Below are 17,736 nucleotides of genomic sequence, written 5' to 3' on the forward strand. Positions count from 1 at the left end.
TCACCTGCTCAAGAGGGGGACGATGACGTTCTGGAAGACGATGAAGCCGAAGACGGCGATGCCGACGAACACGACACTCTTCGTGCTGCGCTTCAGACGACGGCCCTCCGGCGCGACGCCGGGGGGCGGTGCGAGCATACCCGCCGGGGGCGCGAAGGGCAGCGCCGGCGCAGTGGGTGCATCAGCGGGCGTGGAGGAGGATGCCACAGCATCCGATCCCGCCTGCCGCAGCCGCTCGTCGCGCCACCGCGCCCACTGATCGAGCTTGGTCAGCAGCGCGCCGACCGTGCCGAACAGCCACGCCCACGTCGCAGGGTCGACGGTCGACGCGGGGCGCTGCATGTAGAGGAACAGCCAGTCGTCGACGATCTCGACATCGAGTTGGGCTGCGTGGTCGATGAAGCGCGCCATGATGTCGGGGGTGAAGAGGTACAGGGCGTCGGCCTCATAGCCCGCGGGGCAGTAGAGCGCGAAGTGCCTGTCGAAGTCGCCCTCCAGGGACAGCCGCTGGCCACGCTGGAAGCTCGCGGGCAGATTGCTGCCGAGGGCGTTATTGCCCTTCGCGTCGAGCACGATGTTCGGCAGCGGCACGTCGAGCTTCACCGCGACGTAGCCCCAGTGGTGCGTGGTCGAGTCCTTGCCGGATCCGGTCGTGTACTGGTAATTCGCGAACTCGACGAACCGTGGCTGAAAGCCGCGCACGAGCGCCGTCGAGAGCCGGGCCGAGCCCTGCGGGAAGATCAGGCCGGGCAGATTCGGAGCCGAAACGCGATCGACGTAGGTCATGCCGTTGGCCGCCGCGAAGCGGGCGATGCGGTAGCGGTTCCGGCGGGTGCGCTGCGAGGTCACGAACGCGGAGATGCCGACCGCGACCGCCACAGCCACGAACAGCAGCGGCACGAGGACGAGCGGGCTGAAGCCGCCTTGCGCGATGCCGGCGCCGATGATGGCCGTCATGGTCGAGAGGACGCCGAGGAGCACCACGCCGACCACGACGGCGATGATCGCTCCGGCCACGAGCGTCACGACCTGCGCCGTGGAACGCGGATGCTGCGCCTTGATGTCCCGCCAGAATGAGCGCACCGCGCGCGGATCGACCGGGTCGGTGAGCGGCCGTGGGTCGAAGGCCCGCGCAGTCCGCTCAGGCACGGTCGACTCTGGTGCGTGTCATCAGTTGATCCTGTCGGCCTGCCAGCTCAGGTCGGCGTTGACCGGGATCGGTGCGGCCTCGAGCGTCGGGTCAGCGCAGATCGCGGCGATCAGCTCAGGGGGACCGGCGACGACAGTGGAGTCGAAGTCGATCTCGCTGACCATCGTCCAGGCGTGGTCCTCGGGCCAGATGATGTTCGGATGCTGTGCCGACGGGGCGAAGCCGTGCGCCTCGGCGGGACGGTCGCGCCACGGCGCGTCCAGGACCCAGTTCGGGTCGATGAACGCGGCGGGCGCCGCGGAGAACAGCACGTACTCGCGGCCGGGCAGCTCCAGCTGCGGGCCCTTCGAGATCTCGTCCGAGAGGATGCCCGGCTGCCAGGTCGGCTTGCGGAAGACGTTGTTGAAAGGATCGTGGATGCTGCGCTCGAGCATCTGCTGATGAGAGACGTACTGCAGGTCGGGCGCCGCGATGACGTCGGCGTCCGAGACCGGCTCGCCGTCCTTCCAGCCGAAGAACCCGCGCGAGGGTGATTCTCCGAAGAAGCCGAGCAGGCCGCCGTATCCTGCCCAGACCGCGGCGACACCGGCATCCGGCGTCGCCGTGTGCGCGGTCAGGTGCGCGGCCAGAGCCGCGAGCGTGGCCGGCGCCAGATCGCCCTCCATCGGCGAGGAGAACTCCCGACCGTCCGGAGCGATGCGGGTGTGCCAGTCCTCTTCGGGCGGCGTGCGCACCAGGCTCTGCCATTGCGCGAGCGGGTGCATCACCGTGCTGAATGCCGAGGCAGCGTCGGCCCACGTCGCCGGCTGATCGACGTACTGACCGCTCAGCGCATCGAGCTCGGCCGCCGGCATCCGGTTGTACTCCTCCTGCGTCGGCACCGCACGATTCGGCAGCGACCGCACGGAAGCGGGGTGGAATACCCGCGCGTACGCCGGGTAGCCCCGGGGCACGACGCCGTGCATCGTCGCGTACCCGTCGTCCAGGCGCTCGCGCAGCCAGCTGCCTGCGGATGGGTCCGAGATCCAGTCCATGGGTTACACGGTACCGGGGAGGGCATGGACGGACGAGCCCGCCAAGTCCATCGCCGACCCCGTTCGCGGCGCGCCCGGATCTCCGGTAGACTGTCGAGGTTGTCTGTCCTCTGGCATCCATTCGGGAAGCCGAGACGGACGACGTGCACAACACCCTCCTGCTTCCGGGAAAGTCCCGGGAGCCGTTCTAGTCCGAAGGAGGTGGGTAAGTGACGCACCAGTACGAGCTCATGGTCATTCTGACCCCCGAGCTGGACGAGCGCCAGGTTGCCCCCAACCTCGACAAGTTCCTGAAGGTCATCACCAACGATGGTGGCTCGATTGACAAGGTCGATGTGTGGGGCAAGCGTCGTTTCGCCTACGAGATCAACAAGAAGAACGAGGGCATCTACGCCGTCGTCAACTTCACCGCGACGAGCGAGGCCACTCAGGAGCTGGACCGCCAGCTGAACCTGAGCGAGCTCGTGTTCCGCACCAAGGTTCTGCGTGCCGAAGAGGCACAGGCCATGGTCGCCGCCGAGGCGAAGCGCGCTGCCGAGAAGGCTGCCCGTAAGCCCAAGGTCGCGAAGGCCTAAGCAACATGGCCGGCGAAACCGTCATCACCGTGGTGGGCAACCTCACCGCAGATCCCGAGCTGCGCTACACGCAGAACGGCCTGCCGGTGGCGAACTTCACCATCGCTTCGACGCCCCGTACGTTCGACCGCCAGGCCAACGAGTGGAAGGACGGCGAAGCGCTGTTCCTCCGCGCGTCGGTGTGGCGCGAGTTCGCCGAGCACGTGGCGGGATCACTGACGAAGGGCATGCGCGTCATCGCGCAGGGTCGTCTGCGTCAGCGCTCCTACCAGGACCGCGAAGGCAACAACCGCACGGCCATCGAGCTCGAGGTTGACGAGATCGGTCCGTCGCTGCGATACGCGACGGCACAGGTCACGCGGGCCGCATCCTCAGGCGGTGGACAGTCCCGTCCGCAGCAAGCGCAGCAGCAGGTCTCGGACGAGCCGTGGTCGACCCCCGGCTCCTCGAGTGCTGACGCCTGGAGCACTCCGGGCAGCTTCGGCGACGACACCCCGTTCTAAAGTTCCTCGGATCCCGAGCCCGTCGAAGGGCCCTGGCATCCGATCTCATCTCATAAGGAAAAACCATGGCTGGAAAGTCGAGCGGCGACCGCCGCAAGCCGCGGAAGGGTGGCAAGCCCACCGCTCCCGCGAAGTCGATCCGCGTGGGCGTCATTGATTACAAGGACGTCGCAACGCTTCGCAAGTTCATCTCGGAGCGTGGAAAGATCCGCGCCCGTCGTATCACCGGTGTCTCGGTGCAGGAGCAGCGTCTGATCGCCAAGGCGATCAAGAACGCGCGCGAAATGGCGCTCCTGCCTTACGCCGGCGCTGGCCGCTAAGGGGTGCTGACATGGCAAAGCTGATTCTCACGAACGAGGTCGCCGGGCTCGGAAGCGCCGGAGACGTCATCGAGGTCAAGAACGGGTACGCCCGCAACTACCTCATCCCCCAGGGCTTCGCGGTCGCATGGACCCGCGGTGGCGCCAAGCAGGTCGAGTCGATTCAGGCCGCCCGCAAGGCTCGCGCGATCCACGACCTCGACGAGGCCACGGCGCTCAAGAACAAGCTCGAGAGCACCAAGGTCCGTCTGGCCGTCAAGGCCGGTGGCGAGGGTCGCCTGTTCGGTTCGGTGAAGACCGCCGACGTGGCTGACGCTGTCGCTGCTGCCGACCTCGGCGCGATCGACAAGCGCAAGGTGCACTTCGCCGCCCCGATCAAGTCGGTCGGCGAGCACGAGGCGACGGTTCGTCTGCACGACGACGTCACCGCCGTGATCACCCTCCAGGTGGTCGCTGCGAAGTAATCTTCGTCACAGAACGCCCCCGTCATCCTCGGATGCCGGGGGCGTTCTGCGTCTGCGCCAGTTCTCCTCACGCCGCGGCGGAGGAGAACTCCGTCATCGGAGGAGATCTGCCGAGGATCCCTCCTCCGGTTCGAGAGAACTCCTCCCGAACGTGCGAGATTGCCCGGCGTCGCGATCTGCGACCGGCCCTTCGAAGACGATCAGCGGATGCCCGTTGTGCGCGATCACGTCGGCCTCGACCCGCCAGACCGCGCGCAGCCAGTCGGGAGTGAGCACCGCGGCGGGGGGACCTGCCACCTGCACTACCCCGCCCGCGATCACCACGACGTGATCGGCGAACTGCGCCGCGTGATTGAGGTCGTGCAGCGCGGCGATCACCGTCATCCCGTCACGGGACAGGCTGCGCAGCAGAGCGAGCGTCGACAGCTGGGCGTGCACGTCGAGATGGTTGGTGGGCTCGTCACACAGCAGCAGCTGGGGCTGCTGCGCGAGGGCGCGCGCGAGATTCACGCGCTGGCGCTCGCCTCCCGAGAGGGTCCCAGCCGAGCGGTCCGCGAGCTCGGCGGCTCCAGCGCGCACGATGGCGTCGTCGACGATCGCCTCGTCGGCGGTGGATGCTGCCGCCAGCCACTTCTGGTGCGGCATGCGCCCCATGTCGACGAGCTCGCGTGCCGTGAGACCGTCGACGTCGCCCCATTCCTGCTCGACGAGAGCGAGCCTGCGGGCGCGCTCGCGTCGGGGCATCCGGTGCAGGTTCGCGCCGTCGAAATGGATGTCACCGCCGTCGGGGGAGAGGATGCCGGCGATCAACTGCAGCAGCGTGCTCTTGCCAGCGCCGTTCGGTCCGACCAGTGCGGTGACGGCTCCATCCGGTGCTGAGACGTCGACGCCGTCGACGATGAGACGGCCGGCGCGGGTGAGCGCGACGCGACGGGCATCCAATCCGGCGCTCGCACTCATTCCCGCACCCGCGCTCATCGGCGCACCAGCTTCGTGCGGTGCGCCCTGGTGAGCAGCACGGCGAACACCGGCCCGCCCACGAGAGCGGTGACGATGCCGACGGGCAGCTCGCGCGGATCGAAGGCCGTGCGTGCGATCGTGTCGGCCCAGAGCAGGAACAGCGCCCCGACCAGGAAGGTGGTGGGCAGCAGCGCGCGATGCCGTACGCCTACGATCGCGCGGGTGGCGTGCGGCAGGATCAGCCCCACGAATCCGATCGCCCCGCTGACCGCGACCAGCGCGCCGGTCAGCAGTGCGCAGCAGGCGAACAGCGCGAGACGCATCCGCTCCACGGGGATGCCCAGTGCGGTGGCGGCCGTGTCACCCAGCGCGAAGCCGTCCAGCGTGCGTGCCGAACCGAGCAGCGGCACGGCGCACACCGCCGCGACCACGGCGACCAGCAGCACGTCCGACCACTGCGCACCCGCGAGCGAGCCGAGCAGCCAGCCGAGGATCTCGCGGTAGCTGTCGTTCGTCGCGCTCCAGAAGATCACCAGACTGGTCAGTGCTGAGAGCACTGCAGAGACGGCGAGCCCGGCCAGGATCAGCGAGGTTGACGAACTGCGCCCGCCTGCCCGGCCGATGGCGAACGTGAACACCAGTGCCAGCATCGCGCCGGCGAACGCCGCGACGGGCAGGGCGATCGAGACACCGAGCACCAGCACGATGACCGCTCCGGTCGAGGCGCCGGATGACAGGCCGAGCAGATAGGGATCGGCCAGCGGGTTGCGGGTGAGGGCCTGCATGACGGCGCCGCACAGGGCAAGGCCGCCGCCGACGAGGGCGGCCGTCAGAACGCGCGGCATCCGCAGCTGCCAGACGATGGCATCCTCGGTCGGCGAGAGCACCGGCGCACCGCCGGTGAGGTGGGCCCAGATGGTGGCGGCGACATCGGACGGTGCGATGCTCGCCGGCCCCACCCCGACGGCGATGAGCGCGGAGGCGACCAGCAGCGCGGCCAGCACGACCGACGCGACCGCGGTGCGCGCGGCAGGGCGCCGCGCGACCCGCACGGCGGTGCGGAGCGGCGCGCTCGGCTGTCGCACGGTGGTGGTCATAGCCCTCCGAGCTGATCGATCAGTGCGGCCACGCTGTCGACGTTGCGCACCCCCGCTTCGGCCGCGGCGAAGTCGAGGGTGACGAAGTGCCGGTTCACGACGGCATCCATCGTGGAAGTCACCGGGTTCGAGGTCAGCAGGGCTATCTTGTCTTCCACGGTGTTGCCAGGCGAGCCGATCAGCACCAGCACGTCGGGGTTGACCTCGGCGACCTTCTCCCACGAGGCGGAGATCCAGGTGTCGTGCTCATCCGCGAAAGCGTTCTGCAGGCCCGCCGCGTCCATCAGCATGGCCGGGGCGCCGATGCCGGCACCGACGTACGGCTCGTCGCGCCCCGACGAGTACCAGACGGCGGTCAGGTCGCGGGAATCCGGCTTCAGGGCATCCAGCTGCGCGCGCTGCTCGGTGACGAGCTTCGTGGCTGCGTCTTCGGCGCCAAAGATCTCACCGGCCTGGGTGAACTCGTCGAAGACGGTGTCGAAGGTGAGCGGGTCGGGCATGTACTCGGGCGCCTTGCACGCCGACGGTGCGACATACGTGCTGATGCCGAGGCTCTGCAGCGTGTCGCGCTCGCCGACACCGTCGATCGAGAAGTTCGATTCCCAGCCGCCGAAGATGAAGTCGGGCTCGGCCGCGAGGGCCGCCTCCTGCGAGGGCAGCTTGTCTGAGACCACCGGGATGTCGGCCGCTGCGTCGGCGTACTTCTCGGGCACCGGACCGTCGCTGTAGGCGCTGCCGATGATGCGATCCTCGACGCCCAGCGCGAGCAGCAGCTCGAGCGTCGTCGATTTGATCGTGAGGATGCGCTGCGGGGGAGAGTCGACGGTGATCTCGGTGCCGCAGTTGTCGATCGTCAGGGCTTCGGCTGGCGCGTCGGATGCCGGTGGCGTGGCTTCTGCGCCGGCGCAGCCGGCCAGTACGGCGACGGCGAGAAGAGCAGGAGCGACAAGAGCGACGCGGTGGGTGAGGCGGGGCATGGTTCTCCGGGTGCGACGGGCATCCGATCGGATGCGAGGCAGACCGATCCGTCACAGTGAACGGTTCGGCGGCGCAGCTGACGCGCCATCTGCGGTCCAGACCCGGACCACGTCGCCCCGGCCAATTCCGGCGAGGCTTTCCGCCATCCTACGCGTCGCGTTCCGCACGGAAGGAGACTTTCGCGGGTGAGCGGGGCTTGGCACCCCGGAAATCCTCCTTCCACTGAGATGCCCCGGGCGAGACCGGGCTGGGTGCGGGTGCGGGTGTGGATGCTGGGTACGGCCGCTTGGCACGCCGAAGCGGCGGGTGCGGGCCGTCACGGTATCCGCATCCGCCGCGTCGTGCACGTCCGTCTGGCCGGGCCAGGGCCGGACGTGCACGTCGGCGTCGGTCACACCTTGCGTGCGCGCCGCACCAGCGTTCCTCCGATCAGCAGCAGCGACAGCGCCAGCAGCGCAAGTGCCGGAGCCACCGGGGCGCCGCCGGTGATGGCGAGGCTGCCGGTGTTCGCCGAAGCGACCAGCGCGTGAGGCGCGTCCCCGCCGTTCACGGTCGGAACCGTGCCGGGGTCGGTGCCCGGGTCAGTACCCGGGTCGGTGCCGGGGTCGGTCCCAGGATCGGTCCCAGGGTCCGTGCCCGGGTCCGTGCCGGGGTCCGCGCCCGGGTCGGTGCCGGGGTCGGTGCCCGGGTCGGTGCCGGGGTCCGTCACGGTGCTCTCACCGAGGATCGCGATGGCGTTGCCGCCGATCGTGATGGGGGCGGTGATGGGCAGCAGCACCTGCGTGCCGCCGAGCAGCGAGCCGATCCCGCTCGTGATCGCCGTTATGGGCGTCGTAGTGGGCGCAGGGCCCGCGACGCCACCACCCGTGACCGCCGCCGTGCCGAGGATGCTGATCGCGTTGCCGGTGACCGTGATGGGTGCGGTGATCGGTGCGACGATCTGTGTGCCGCCGAGGATGCTGTCGGTTCCGTCGGTTGCCGCGCCTGTGACCGGGGTGCCGGTCGTGGGTGCGGTGGGGGCGGCTGCCGGCTGCTTGACGGTGCTGTGTCCGAGGATGCTGATCGCGTTGCCGGTCACCGTGATGGGTGCGGTGATCGGTGCGACGATCTGTGTGCCGCCGAGGATGCTGTCGGTTCCGTCGGTTGCCGCGCCTGTGACCGGGGTGCCGGTCGTGGGTGCGGTGGGGGCGGCTGCCGGCTGCTTGACGGTGCTGTGTCCGAGGATGCTGATCGCGTTGCCGGTCACGGTGATGGGTGCCGTGATCGGTGCGACGATCTGTGTGCCGCCGAGGATGCTGTCGGTTCCGTCGGTTGCCGCGCCTGTGACCGGGGTGCCGGTCGTGGGTGCGGTGGGGGCGGCTGCCGGCTGCTTGACGGTGCTGTGTCCGAGGATGCTGATCGCGTTGCCGGTCACAGTGACGGGGACGTTGACGGCGAGAAGCGCCTGCGTGCCCGACAGAACCCCGTCGATGCCCGATGTCTGCACCAGCGGTGCCGGTGCCTTCGTGGGTGCAGGGGCCTTCGCGGGCGCTGCCTTCGCAGCTGCCGGTGCCTTCTCAGGGGCGGGCGCGGACTTCACGCTGGACGTGCCGAGCACGCTCACCGCGTTGTCCTTGACCGTCACCGGCACGTTGACGGTCACGACCGCCTGAGTGCCGGATCCGACGCCATCGGACCCGTTGGTCTGCACCGTCGGCGCAGGTGCGGCCGGTGCCGCCTTGGGCGCCGCAGGCGCAGGTGCTGGCGCAGGCGAGACGGACTCGACGACGCTGGTGCCGAGCACCGAGACCGCGTTGCCCACCACGGTGAGCGGTGCCGTCACGGGTGCGAGGATCTGCGACCCTCCGAGAAGACTGTCGTCTCCGTTGGTTTCTGCCGCGTTTGCGGCTGAGGCGCCGAGCAGCGTGATGCCGCCGGCGATGAGCACACCCCACAGGGCATGCTTGGCGAAAGTGCGCATGAGTGATTCTCCTGATCTGTACGAGTTGATGACCGCACGGGTGTGCGGACGAGCGTGCCGATGCGAACATCGGCCTGCCCCTCGTCAGTCAGGAGAGACGTCGGTGCTGCCGGCCGGAGAGGGCGGCAGAGCAGAATCCGCGGGAATACCCGCGAGGGTCCACGCCTCATCGGCGTGGAGATCATGGTGATGCAGCGCCGCGTTCACGCCGCCCGATGAGCCGCCGGGCCCGGCGGAAGAGCTTGCGGGCGCCATCGCAGGAGGCGGACCCGTCACCGGGTCGCCTGGCGATTCAGCATCCGACGCGCTCGAATCCGACGCGACCGCGACCGACGCCATCGGCGCGGGCGAGGTCCAGGCGCTGGACCGGACCGCCGCTGACGACGCCGAGGCATCGAGGGCGGCATCGGATGCTGTCGCCGAAGGAGCGGTGGTCGACGGGTCGACCGCGGGAGTGTCCTCGCCGCCGGGCTGCTGGGGCACGTCCACGCCGGGAGTCACCGTCGGCTCCTCGCCCGGATCCTGCGGACCGAGCGCATCGACGATGGGTGGCACTGTGCTGTCGACGACCGGCACCAGGGAGTCGACGACCCCGTCGACCGCGCCCGCCGAGTCATCGAGCAGGTCGGTCACGCCGAGCCCGTCGAGAGCCGCACCGACCGCGGGAACATCCCGGACGATGCCGGTGACGGGCTTGACGATCGACGACACCGGATCGTTCGCGACGATGGTCGTGACCGAGTCCGTGACGGCCGAGACGGTCTGGCCGGCTGCGCCGAGGGCATCCGATGCCGGCTTGCCGACGACGGGCACCTTCGCGACCGTCGTCGCCGTCTTCTCGACGACCGTCTTCGTCACCTTCACGACCGGGGCGGTGACCTCGGTGACTGCACCTGCCGCCGTCTTCACGACCGGGTCGACCACGTCGGTGACCGCTGCGCCGACCAGCGAGGTGAGGCCGGAGAGGGGCTTCGGATCGTCATCATCGGCGCGGGCCTGGCCTCCGCCGAACAAGGCAGTGAAGGCGGCCCAGACGAGCACAGCCATGGCACCCCAGAGGAACACCGCGGGAATGCGGCGCCTGGTTGCCCCAGCGTTCATGCTCATCCGCCCCTCCGACGCATGACCGAAACCTCTGCCTGGGCGCGACGTTACCGCATCCACGAGGTCGAGTCCACCACTGTCGCGTGCGCGCCGTTGCGAACGTGACAGCGGTGGACTCCGCGGCGGCTGTGACGAGCCGCCGCATCTGCGACAGACCACTGGGACGGAGGGGACGTCTGGGACTACCGCAGAGATGTTGGCGGATGTCTCGCGAAGGGGTGCGAGACACCCGCCTGGCGGTGGCGCGGGGCCGAGCCGCCGTGCAGGTCCGTGTGGAGAGGGAGTCCACGATCGGCGCCTGCTGCGCCGGTGCGGCGAGATGAGACTGGGGAGAATCACCTGCCGCACCGGCTTCTGGACCGTCGGTGACGCCGGCCTTCACAAAGGCGGCGGTCATCGACGGAAGTCGTCAGGCCGAGCGGGTGCGGCAGGTGCCCCGGAGGGCGAGTGGCGCGGAAGTGCGCATGAGAGAACTCCTGAGTTGATCGGATCGGTGGCTGCGCAGAGGTGTGCGCGGGGTCGACGAGGATCGACCTGCCCGAGCGATCAGTCGGGGGAGCAGTCCGTGGCGGAGGTGGGACCGGCAGGAAGCCGGTCGTCCGCAGAAGTGAGAATGCTGAGCAGCACGTTGGCGAGCTGCTCGTCGCCGGTGATGGCGTCGCTTGCGACCTGGAACGGTGCAGCGCCTGCGGCGCCGGCACCCGTGCCAGAGCCCGCGGGTGCGGACCACTGCTCGGTGAGCGGTGTCTCGTCGGAGAGCGGCCCGTCGGCTTCAGGGTCGCTGGCTGTTGATGCGCCGGTGGATGCTGCAGAAGCGGTCATGATCGCGGTCTGAGCCGGGGCCGGTGCGGGCAGCCACGTGATCGTCGCCTGCTGCGCGAGACCGTGCAGGGATGCACCCTGAGCGTGCGCGTGTCCCTTCGCATGCCCGACGCCGTGTCCTTTGGACGGGGCCTTGTCGGCTGAGTGACCGTTGCCGTTGGCGGACCAGTGACCCTTGCCCTTGTCGTGGCCGAACGCGTTGCCGCGGTGGTCATTGTCGGCGCCGTGCCCGGGGGTGGTGCGCTCGGGCCCCGAGTCGCGATCGGGGGTGTGCGATGCCGGGTTGGATGCCCCGGGAACGCCTGCCCACGCCGGCTTGCCCGGAGTCTTCGGCTTGGCGCCGGCATCGGTGCTCGCATCGTCAGAGGGCGCGCTCGAGCTGCCGCCCCCACCAGGCGCGGGTGACGGGTTCGAGGTGCCTGTCGTCGACTTCGCCTGGCCGGGCGCCTTCGGGTTCCCGTTGGACGATGTCGACTTGGGGTTCGGCTGCGGGTTCGACTTCGGCGCCGACGCATTGGCCTGCGGGTTCTTGTTGGCGTTCGCGTTTGCGTTGGCCTGCGCGTTGCTGTTGCCCTGCGCGTTGCTGTTGGCCTGCGAGTTCTTGTTCGCGTTCGCGTTGGCGTTGGCGTTGCTGTTCTTGTTGCCCTGCGCGTTGCCGTTGCCCTGCGCGTTGCCGTTGCCCTGCGAGTTCTTGTTGGCGTTGGCGTTGGATGCGCCGTTGGTCTTCCCCTGGGCGGCGGGCGCCTTCGCAGCGGGGGCGCTGTTCGCGGTGGCAGGCGCCGCCGCAGCATCCGGCGTCTCGTCGGCTGACGCCTGCGAGGCGCCCAGAACCGACGCGAGGAACACCCAGGCGAGTACGCCGAGCACGCCCCACAGCCACTTGACGTGGCTGCGGCGATCTGCTGACGCGAGTCGCACGGAACCCTCCCCGGGATGAGTCATTCGCGCGGGCCGGCGAACAAACTCGATCGTGCGAACATACCGCGAGTTCGGGCGAGTGTCCACATCAGCGCACGCGCGAGGCGGACGCCGCAACTCCCGGGCAGCACGCGGACTTGACTTTCCCCAGGTTCTGCACATTGCGTTCACATGCCGTCAACCTTCAATCTCCCGTTTAAGTCGATTGTCATCCACAGGCTGGGGAAACTGAAACAACCAGGTCAGGGATAATTAATCGGACACTTGTGGAAACTCTCCACCGAGTTGTCCACAGGCATTGTGCACAGACACTCCAGAGTTGTTCGCACACTCTCCACAGAGTTATCCACAGCCATGGTTGCAGGGCGCTCACGCGGGTCATACCTTGGTCGAGGCCGGGTGTCCGACGTTCATGGTTCGCTGTTTTCAGCGGCCGAGAAACCACGCGGCCGGCATCCACTCAGTCGAGTGGTCGAGCGGCGTCTGACACGCCGCTTCTGCAGGAGGGGGCACAGTGTCGATCGCAGATATCTCGGACGAGCGTCTGGGTGGTTCGCGACCCCCTGAGCGGACACCTCCGCATGACCTGCTTGCAGAGCAGAGTGCTCTCGGTGGAATGCTGCTGTCGAAGGACGCTGTCGCCGATGTGATCGAGAGCCTCAAGGGCGCCGATTTCTACGTGCCGAAGCACGAGCTCATCTTCGAGGCGATCCTGTCGCTCTATTCGCACGGCGAGCCGACCGACGTCGTCGCCGTCACCGATGAGCTCATCAAGACCGGCGAGCTCGGCAGGGCCGGCGGTGCCGACTACCTGCACACGCTCACCTCGATCGTGCCGACGGCCGCCAACGCCGGGTACTACGCCAGCATCGTCCAGGAGCGTGCGATCCTGCGACGCCTGGTCGACGCGGGCACGCGCATCGTGCAGCTCGGCTACGCCGGCGAGGGCGACGCGACCGACATCGTCAACAACGCCCAGGCAGAGATCTACTCGGTGACCGGAACCGAGACCGCCGAGGACTACGTGCCGTTGACCGTGGCCGTGGATGCCGCGGTGGAAGAGATCGAGGCGGCCAACGGCCGCGATGGCTCGATGACGGGCATCCCCACCGGCTTCCGCGAACTCGACGAGCTGACCAACGGTCTGCACGGCGGTCAGATGATCGTCGTCGCCGCGAGGCCGGCCATGGGCAAATCGACGCTGGCACTGGATTTTGCGAGGGCAGCCTCGATCGGCCACAACTTCCCGTCCATCTTCTTCTCACTCGAGATGGGCAAGAGCGAGATCGCGATGCGTCTGCTCAGCGCCGAGGGCGGCATCCCGCTGCAGAACATGCGTAAGGGCACGCTCGACCCGCGCGACTGGACCACCGTCGCCGCGACGCGCGGGCGCATCAACGACGCCCCGCTCTACATTGACGACAGCCCGAACATGACGCTCGTCGAGATCCGCGCGAAGTGCCGCCGACTCAAGCAGCGCGAGGGTCTGAAGATGGTCATCATCGACTATCTGCAGCTGATGACCTCGGGCAAGCGCGTCGAGTCGCGCCAGCAGGAGGTGTCGGAGTTCTCCCGAAGCCTCAAGCTCATCGCCAAGGAACTGCAGGTGCCGGTGATCGCGCTCAGCCAGCTGAACCGTGGCCCCGAGCAGCGCCAGGACAAGAAGCCTGCGATCAGCGACCTGCGTGAGTCCGGCTCGATCGAGCAGGACGCCGACATGGTGATCCTGCTGCACCGCGATTCGGTCTATGACAAGGATGTGCGCCCCGGCGAGGCCGACCTCATCGTGGCCAAGCACCGTAACGGTCCGACCGCGACGCTCCAGGTGGCGTTCCAGGGGCATTACTCGCGCTTCAAGGACATGGCGCCAGGGGACTTCGGCGGTGGTGGCCCCGGCGGGGGCGGCGACTTCAACTGATGGTCGGTTCGCTCGGCTGATTCAGCGGTCGCTGGTCATCGGCGCGCGTCGGCCCGGGCAGCCCGCTCAGATCCGCGCCGCGATCACCCGTGCTGTCGCGACCGGGTCGGCGCGATGCATGACCGACTCCGGGACGATCACGAGCTGCGCCCGGTCGATCTCGGATGCCAGTCGGTCGGCGGCCCCGATCAGGAACGGGAATGTCTGCTCGCCCCGCAGCACGGTCACCGGCTGATCCACGGCGAGAGCCTCAGCCGACGGCTCCCGCAGACGCAGCGTCAGCCGTGCGTCGTACACCGTGGACTGGCCGAGCGGGGCGAGGGCATCCAGCATCCCGTTCGTCCGCCCCGCCTCCACCATCTCCTGCGGCAGTCCCACCGCGTCGAGCTGGAAGGCCGCCACCGCCTCGGCAGGCTGGCCGGCGTCGACCAGCGCCTGCAGTCGATCGACCAGATCGGGGGTGAAACCCGTGCCGGCGAAATCGATCGGCGGCTCGGAGAGGAACAGCTCCCCCGTCGGCACCCCGCGAGTAGCCGCATAGAGGGCGAGTACGGCGCCGGACGAATGTCCGAGAACGGCGTCCACCCCGCCGACCGCATCGATCACCGCCGCAAGGTCGGCGACCTCGTCCTCCGGGACGGATCCGGCTCGATCACCGCTGCCGCCGCGGGCCCGTCGATCCCACGTGATCGCGCGGAATCCAGCATCCGACAGCGCCGCCGCGAGCGGCTCGGCGTCCACCGCCTTCGACAGTGCTCCGTTCACGATGACGACGGTGCGGCCGTCGCCAATCGCGAAGAACTCGATCGGTGTGCCGTCAGCCGAGGTCGCGATGCTCATCCCGTCATCACAGCACGGGCATCCGACATCCACCAGGGCTTGCGCGGAGGCGGCCTGAGCCCCCGCCGCAAGATCATCGACCCTGCTGCCGCTTGCGCGCCGCCTGCCGCAGCTCGTTCGCACGCTCGCGCAGCTCGGGATCATCCATCACCAGCTGCACCAGCGGACAGTCCTGCGGGCCGCTCGTGCCAGGAATGCACAGCGAACAGGGATCCCCGGCGCGCACAGGGCACATCGGCTGAGGGAACCGCCGCTTCCTGCCTTCCGTCACGGCTCCATCATCCGCCTGCGGTGCCTGCGCCGGCGCGGAGGGCGCCGGACAAAACCATGCGCTCGGCGTAGGGTGCCCTCATGCCCAGCGATATCGATCACGCGAAGTTCGCCGATGACCTGCGACGACGAGTCGCGGAGTCCGGTGTCGCCGATGCCGCCCTGCGCCGTGCCGCCCTGCGCGCCGGTGCGGGTGAGGAGGTCGATGAGGGCACTTCGCACGGACTGCTCGCGCGCACGATCGGCGAGGCCTCCTACCGCGTGACCGACGAGATGGTCGCCGACGTGCGCGCGGCGACCGGATCGGACAAGGCGGCGTTCGAAGTGGTCATGTCAGCGGGAATCGGTGCGGGCCTGCGGCGCTGGGATGCTGCGCTCGCCGCGATCAGGGATGCTGACGATGCGACTCGCTGAGGTGGAGCGCGGCGACACCGTCGGGCATCGCATGCTGATCAGCGCGATCTCGCGCATGGCCGGGTATCGGCTGCCGGATGCTGCCCGCGTCGCGTTCTACGACAAAGCGTTCGCCGGACCGGCGCTCGGGCGCTGGACTCAGCGGGCGATGCGCGGACCGAGCACATGGTCGGTGTCGGAACGCGAGCTCATGGCGGCGATGGTCGCATCGTGGAACACCTGCCCGTTCTGCGTGGGTGCGCACCGGGCGATCTCGGTGCTGGGCTTGGACGACTCCGTGGCCGACGCCGTCCTCGCCGACTACCGCACCGCTCCGATCAGCGCGCGGCTGCGTGCGGTCCTCGCGTTCCTGGAGCGGATGACGACCGACCCGGACGCGCTCACCGCGGCCGACGCCCGCGCCGCCCTCGATGCCGGCGTGACCGCTCAGGAGCTCGAGGATGCCGCGGCGGTCGGCGCAGTCTTCGCCGTCATCACCCGCAACGCCAACGCACTCGACTTCGAGATCCCCACAGCGGCAGAGTTCGACAGCGCCGCCAAGATGCTGCTGCGCCGCGGTTACTCGTGACATCGGGCATCCGATTTCGCACTCGAGGGAACCGGATCCGGCTGAACGACGGATACCTATTGTGAGCAACGACAACGACATCATCCGTGAGTCGCTCGTCTCGGCGGAGAGATTCTCCGAGATCTTCGAGCGACACATCGCGGCGCTCTCCACCTACGTGGCGCGCCGCGTAGGCCCGGAGGTGAGTGACGACATCATCAGCGAGACCTTCCTGATCGCCTTCCGCAAACGAAGACGCTTCGACCAGGACAGAGCCTCGGCGCTGCCCTGGCTGATGGGCATAGCGACCAGGGTGCTGAGCCAACATCGACGAGAACAGGCCAGCCATTGGCGTGCTCTGCAGTCCGCGTACGCCGCGAGCGACGATGTCGCCATCGACGACGTCGACCGATCAGTGACCCGGCTCGACGCGAGCGCCGAGGTGGAGCGCCTCTATCCGCGGATCGCCGCCCTGTCGGCGGCCGACCGCGAGGTGCTGTTCCTGCATGCGTGGGGCGACCTCACCTACGAGGAGATCGCCTCCGCCCTCCGCATGCCGATCGGCACGGTGCGGTCCAAGCTCAGCCGGATCCGCACCAAACTCGCGGCTCCCTCTGGAGGACGGCACGCCGACCCACCCCCACCGAAACCCGCAGCCACACACATCCGCTTCGTCGAACAGGAGATCGCTCATGGACATTCTTGACACCGTGCGTGACATGAAGCCCGACTACCCGGCATCCGCACAGGCTTCGCGCCGCGTCCTGCACCGCGAGATAGCGCGCTCGAAGAAGTCGCACCAGGTCCGTCGGGTCGCCGCCTTCTCCGTCGGCGGTGCGGCAGTGGCCGCCTTCGCGGTCGCGGCGTCGACGTTCGCCCCTCCCGGGGCGGTCAACCAGCCGCAGGCGGCCTCCGCGTCGACGTATCTGAATGAGACGGCGGCATCCATTCGCGCCGCAGGTGCCGGCGAGTCCACTGCCGTGACCATCACCACTCAGCACCTGGGGCTGGTCGGCGGACCCAACACCACCTCGCTCCCGTTCGGCGACATTCGTGCGGGCGCAACCGGTGCGGTGGTCACCGAGTCGAGCTCGACCTTCCGCGGCGGAGCCGACGGAGAGTACTCCCAGACGTCGCACACGGAGCTGCATGCGAGCGACGTCTATGGAGACGAGGCGGCGGTCGAGTCGGCATGGAACGCCTACTACGCGGAAACCGACATCGGCGCCTTCGGCACGCTTCCTGACACCATGACCGAGGCCGTGCCGGGCGGCGCCTTCGACCGCGATCTGCCTGTGTCGACCACCGACTTCCCCACAGACCCGGCCGTCTTCCTCGAGGAGTGGACGCAGGGCATGAAGACGCAGCTAGCTGTGGAGAGGGCCAAGGCTGCCGATCTCGTGGACGGAGATCCCGAGTCGACCGGCATCTACGATGTGATCGACGCGCGCCTCGGAGTGCCGACGGCTTCGCACATGCTCAATGAGCTGATGGTGTCGGTACCGGTGCAGATCGCGTCGGCGGAGTATCGCGCGACCTTCCTCGAGGCACTCGCGCTCGCCAAGGGGATCGAGGTCGAGTCCGCTGACACCTCGAACAAGGTCCTCGTCTATGAGACCGCCGATGACAGCTATCGCCTGACAGTCGATCCCGAGGCCGGTGCCATCGTCACGGTCGAGTGGTTCCGGCTGCGTGTGCCGACGGATTCGTCGGCACCGACTGCGGATGACTCGCCGGTCGCGGTCGGCTCTGCCGCGTTCCTGCCGGACGATGTCCCGTCGGTCGAGGTGTCATTCCGCTCTGAGCCCGCGAACTGAGTCGCGAGCCGGACCGCACCTCTCGCCTCCTCCGCGCACTATGCG

Annotated in this window: 19 protein-coding genes; 9 read left to right on the forward strand and 10 right to left on the reverse strand. The window is 68.7% G+C overall.

Annotated elements, in window-relative coordinates; genetic code table 11:
- Both MNR00_RS00275 and MNR00_RS00280 read right to left on the reverse strand, forming a co-directional pair.
- The gene (locus tag MNR00_RS00275) at nt 1-1,149 is read right to left on the reverse strand and encodes a DUF3137 domain-containing protein (RefSeq protein WP_241927175.1); all 1,149 of its coding nucleotides are present in this window, start codon (nt 1,147-1,149) and stop codon (nt 1-3) included.
- 21 nt (nt 1,150-1,170) lie between these two features.
- The gene (locus MNR00_RS00280; RefSeq protein WP_241927176.1) at nt 1,171-2,184 is read right to left on the reverse strand and encodes a hypothetical protein; all 1,014 of its coding nucleotides are present in this window, start codon (nt 2,182-2,184) and stop codon (nt 1,171-1,173) included.
- Between the two features lie 209 nt (nt 2,185-2,393).
- Here MNR00_RS00280 and rpsF point away from each other — a divergent pair, with 209 nt between their 5' ends.
- From rpsF to rplI, 4 genes are all read left to right on the forward strand, one after another.
- Nucleotides 2,394-2,759: a 30S ribosomal protein S6 gene (gene rpsF / locus MNR00_RS00285; RefSeq protein ID WP_241927177.1), complete on the forward strand. Its 366-nt coding sequence runs from the start codon at nt 2,394-2,396 to the stop codon at nt 2,757-2,759.
- 5 nt (nt 2,760-2,764) lie between these two features.
- Nucleotides 2,765-3,262: a single-stranded DNA-binding protein gene (locus MNR00_RS00290; protein WP_241927178.1), complete on the forward strand. Its 498-nt coding sequence runs from the start codon at nt 2,765-2,767 to the stop codon at nt 3,260-3,262.
- Nucleotides 3,263-3,327: 65 nt separating this feature from the next.
- Nucleotides 3,328-3,582: a 30S ribosomal protein S18 gene (gene rpsR, locus MNR00_RS00295; protein WP_071641238.1), complete on the forward strand. Its 255-nt coding sequence runs from the start codon at nt 3,328-3,330 to the stop codon at nt 3,580-3,582.
- Nucleotides 3,583-3,593: 11 nt separating this feature from the next.
- The gene (gene rplI / locus MNR00_RS00300; RefSeq protein WP_241927179.1) at nt 3,594-4,046 is read left to right on the forward strand and encodes a 50S ribosomal protein L9; all 453 of its coding nucleotides are present in this window, start codon (nt 3,594-3,596) and stop codon (nt 4,044-4,046) included.
- A 93-nt stretch (nt 4,047-4,139) separates the two neighbouring features.
- Here rplI and MNR00_RS00305 read toward each other — a convergent pair whose 3' ends face one another.
- The 6 genes from MNR00_RS00305 to MNR00_RS00330 form a co-directional block, all read right to left on the reverse strand.
- A complete protein-coding gene (locus MNR00_RS00305; RefSeq protein ID WP_241927180.1) occupies nt 4,140-5,006 on the reverse strand; it encodes an ABC transporter ATP-binding protein in 867 nt (288 codons plus the stop codon).
- A gap of 14 nt (nt 5,007-5,020) precedes the next feature.
- Nucleotides 5,021-6,103, reverse strand: coding sequence for an iron chelate uptake ABC transporter family permease subunit (locus MNR00_RS00310; protein WP_241927181.1), 1,083 nt, complete (start codon nt 6,101-6,103; stop codon nt 5,021-5,023).
- Nucleotides 6,100-7,080: a putative F420-0 ABC transporter substrate-binding protein gene (locus MNR00_RS00315; protein ID WP_241927182.1), complete on the reverse strand. Its 981-nt coding sequence runs from the start codon at nt 7,078-7,080 to the stop codon at nt 6,100-6,102. Before MNR00_RS00315 ends, MNR00_RS00310 begins: the two co-directional genes overlap by 4 nt.
- Nucleotides 7,081-7,472: 392 nt before the next feature.
- Nucleotides 7,473-9,041, reverse strand: a complete 1,569-nt coding sequence (locus tag MNR00_RS00320) for a chaplin family protein (RefSeq protein WP_241927183.1) — start codon at nt 9,039-9,041, stop codon at nt 7,473-7,475.
- An 84-nt stretch (nt 9,042-9,125) separates the two neighbouring features.
- Nucleotides 9,126-10,148: a hypothetical protein gene (locus tag MNR00_RS00325; RefSeq protein ID WP_241927184.1), complete on the reverse strand. Its 1,023-nt coding sequence runs from the start codon at nt 10,146-10,148 to the stop codon at nt 9,126-9,128.
- Nucleotides 10,149-10,691: 543 nt separating this feature from the next.
- Nucleotides 10,692-11,885: a hypothetical protein gene (locus MNR00_RS00330; RefSeq protein ID WP_241927185.1), complete on the reverse strand. Its 1,194-nt coding sequence runs from the start codon at nt 11,883-11,885 to the stop codon at nt 10,692-10,694.
- Nucleotides 11,886-12,399: 514 nt separating this feature from the next.
- On the opposite strand from MNR00_RS00330, the gene dnaB reads away from it, so the two are divergent.
- On the forward strand, nt 12,400-13,803 hold the full coding sequence (gene dnaB, locus MNR00_RS00335) for a replicative DNA helicase (protein ID WP_241927186.1): 1,404 nt from the start codon (nt 12,400-12,402) through the stop codon (nt 13,801-13,803).
- A gap of 66 nt (nt 13,804-13,869) precedes the next feature.
- Here the strand turns inward: dnaB and MNR00_RS00340 are convergent, their stop codons facing one another.
- Both MNR00_RS00340 and MNR00_RS00345 read right to left on the reverse strand, forming a co-directional pair.
- Entirely contained in the window at nt 13,870-14,643 is a 774-nt protein-coding gene (locus tag MNR00_RS00340) for an alpha/beta fold hydrolase (protein ID WP_241927187.1), read from the reverse strand.
- Nucleotides 14,644-14,716: 73 nt separating this feature from the next.
- Nucleotides 14,717-14,914: a DUF6767 domain-containing protein gene (locus MNR00_RS00345; protein ID WP_241927188.1), complete on the reverse strand. Its 198-nt coding sequence runs from the start codon at nt 14,912-14,914 to the stop codon at nt 14,717-14,719.
- Nucleotides 14,915-14,994: 80 nt separating this feature from the next.
- Between MNR00_RS00345 and MNR00_RS00350 the strand changes: the two genes are divergently transcribed.
- From MNR00_RS00350 to MNR00_RS00365, 4 genes are all read left to right on the forward strand, one after another.
- Nucleotides 14,995-15,327, forward strand: a complete 333-nt coding sequence (locus tag MNR00_RS00350; protein WP_241927189.1) for a hypothetical protein — start codon at nt 14,995-14,997, stop codon at nt 15,325-15,327.
- Entirely contained in the window at nt 15,314-15,895 is a 582-nt protein-coding gene (locus MNR00_RS00355; RefSeq protein WP_241927190.1) for a hypothetical protein, read from the forward strand. Before MNR00_RS00350 ends, MNR00_RS00355 begins: the two co-directional genes overlap by 14 nt.
- A 61-nt stretch (nt 15,896-15,956) precedes the next feature.
- The gene (locus MNR00_RS00360; protein WP_241927191.1) at nt 15,957-16,580 is read left to right on the forward strand and encodes an RNA polymerase sigma factor; all 624 of its coding nucleotides are present in this window, start codon (nt 15,957-15,959) and stop codon (nt 16,578-16,580) included.
- Nucleotides 16,567-17,691 carry a hypothetical protein gene (locus MNR00_RS00365; RefSeq protein WP_241927192.1) on the forward strand — a complete coding sequence of 375 codons (1,125 nt, stop codon included), beginning with the start codon at nt 16,567-16,569 and terminating at the stop codon, nt 17,689-17,691. Before MNR00_RS00360 ends, MNR00_RS00365 begins: the two co-directional genes overlap by 14 nt.
- The last annotated feature ends 45 nt before the right edge of the window (nt 17,692-17,736 follow it).

Origin of the sequence: Microbacterium sp. H1-D42 (assembly GCF_022637555.1) — a bacterium.
Taxonomy (GTDB): Bacteria; Actinomycetota; Actinomycetes; order Actinomycetales; family Microbacteriaceae; genus Microbacterium.

Coding starts and splice junctions, on each gene's coding strand:
- MNR00_RS00355 (WP_241927190.1), top strand. CDS start 15,314: ATGCGACTCGCTGAGGTGGAGCGCGGCGACACCGTCGGGCATCGCATG.
- MNR00_RS00310 (WP_241927181.1), bottom strand. CDS start 6,103: ATGACCACCACCGTGCGACAGCCGAGCGCGCCGCTCCGCACCGCCGTG.
- MNR00_RS00315 (WP_241927182.1), bottom strand. CDS start 7,080: ATGCCCCGCCTCACCCACCGCGTCGCTCTTGTCGCTCCTGCTCTTCTC.
- MNR00_RS00290 (WP_241927178.1), top strand. CDS start 2,765: ATGGCCGGCGAAACCGTCATCACCGTGGTGGGCAACCTCACCGCAGAT.
- MNR00_RS00350 (WP_241927189.1), top strand. CDS start 14,995: ATGCCCAGCGATATCGATCACGCGAAGTTCGCCGATGACCTGCGACGA.
- MNR00_RS00365 (WP_241927192.1), top strand. CDS start 16,567: ATGGACATTCTTGACACCGTGCGTGACATGAAGCCCGACTACCCGGCA.
- rpsR (WP_071641238.1), top strand. CDS start 3,328: ATGGCTGGAAAGTCGAGCGGCGACCGCCGCAAGCCGCGGAAGGGTGGC.
- MNR00_RS00305 (WP_241927180.1), bottom strand. CDS start 5,006: ATGAGTGCGAGCGCCGGATTGGATGCCCGTCGCGTCGCGCTCACCCGC.
- MNR00_RS00280 (WP_241927176.1), bottom strand. CDS start 2,184: ATGGACTGGATCTCGGACCCATCCGCAGGCAGCTGGCTGCGCGAGCGC.
- rplI (WP_241927179.1), top strand. CDS start 3,594: ATGGCAAAGCTGATTCTCACGAACGAGGTCGCCGGGCTCGGAAGCGCC.
- MNR00_RS00320 (WP_241927183.1), bottom strand. CDS start 9,041: ATGCGCACTTTCGCCAAGCATGCCCTGTGGGGTGTGCTCATCGCCGGC.
- MNR00_RS00340 (WP_241927187.1), bottom strand. CDS start 14,643: ATGAGCATCGCGACCTCGGCTGACGGCACACCGATCGAGTTCTTCGCG.
- MNR00_RS00325 (WP_241927184.1), bottom strand. CDS start 10,148: ATGAGCATGAACGCTGGGGCAACCAGGCGCCGCATTCCCGCGGTGTTC.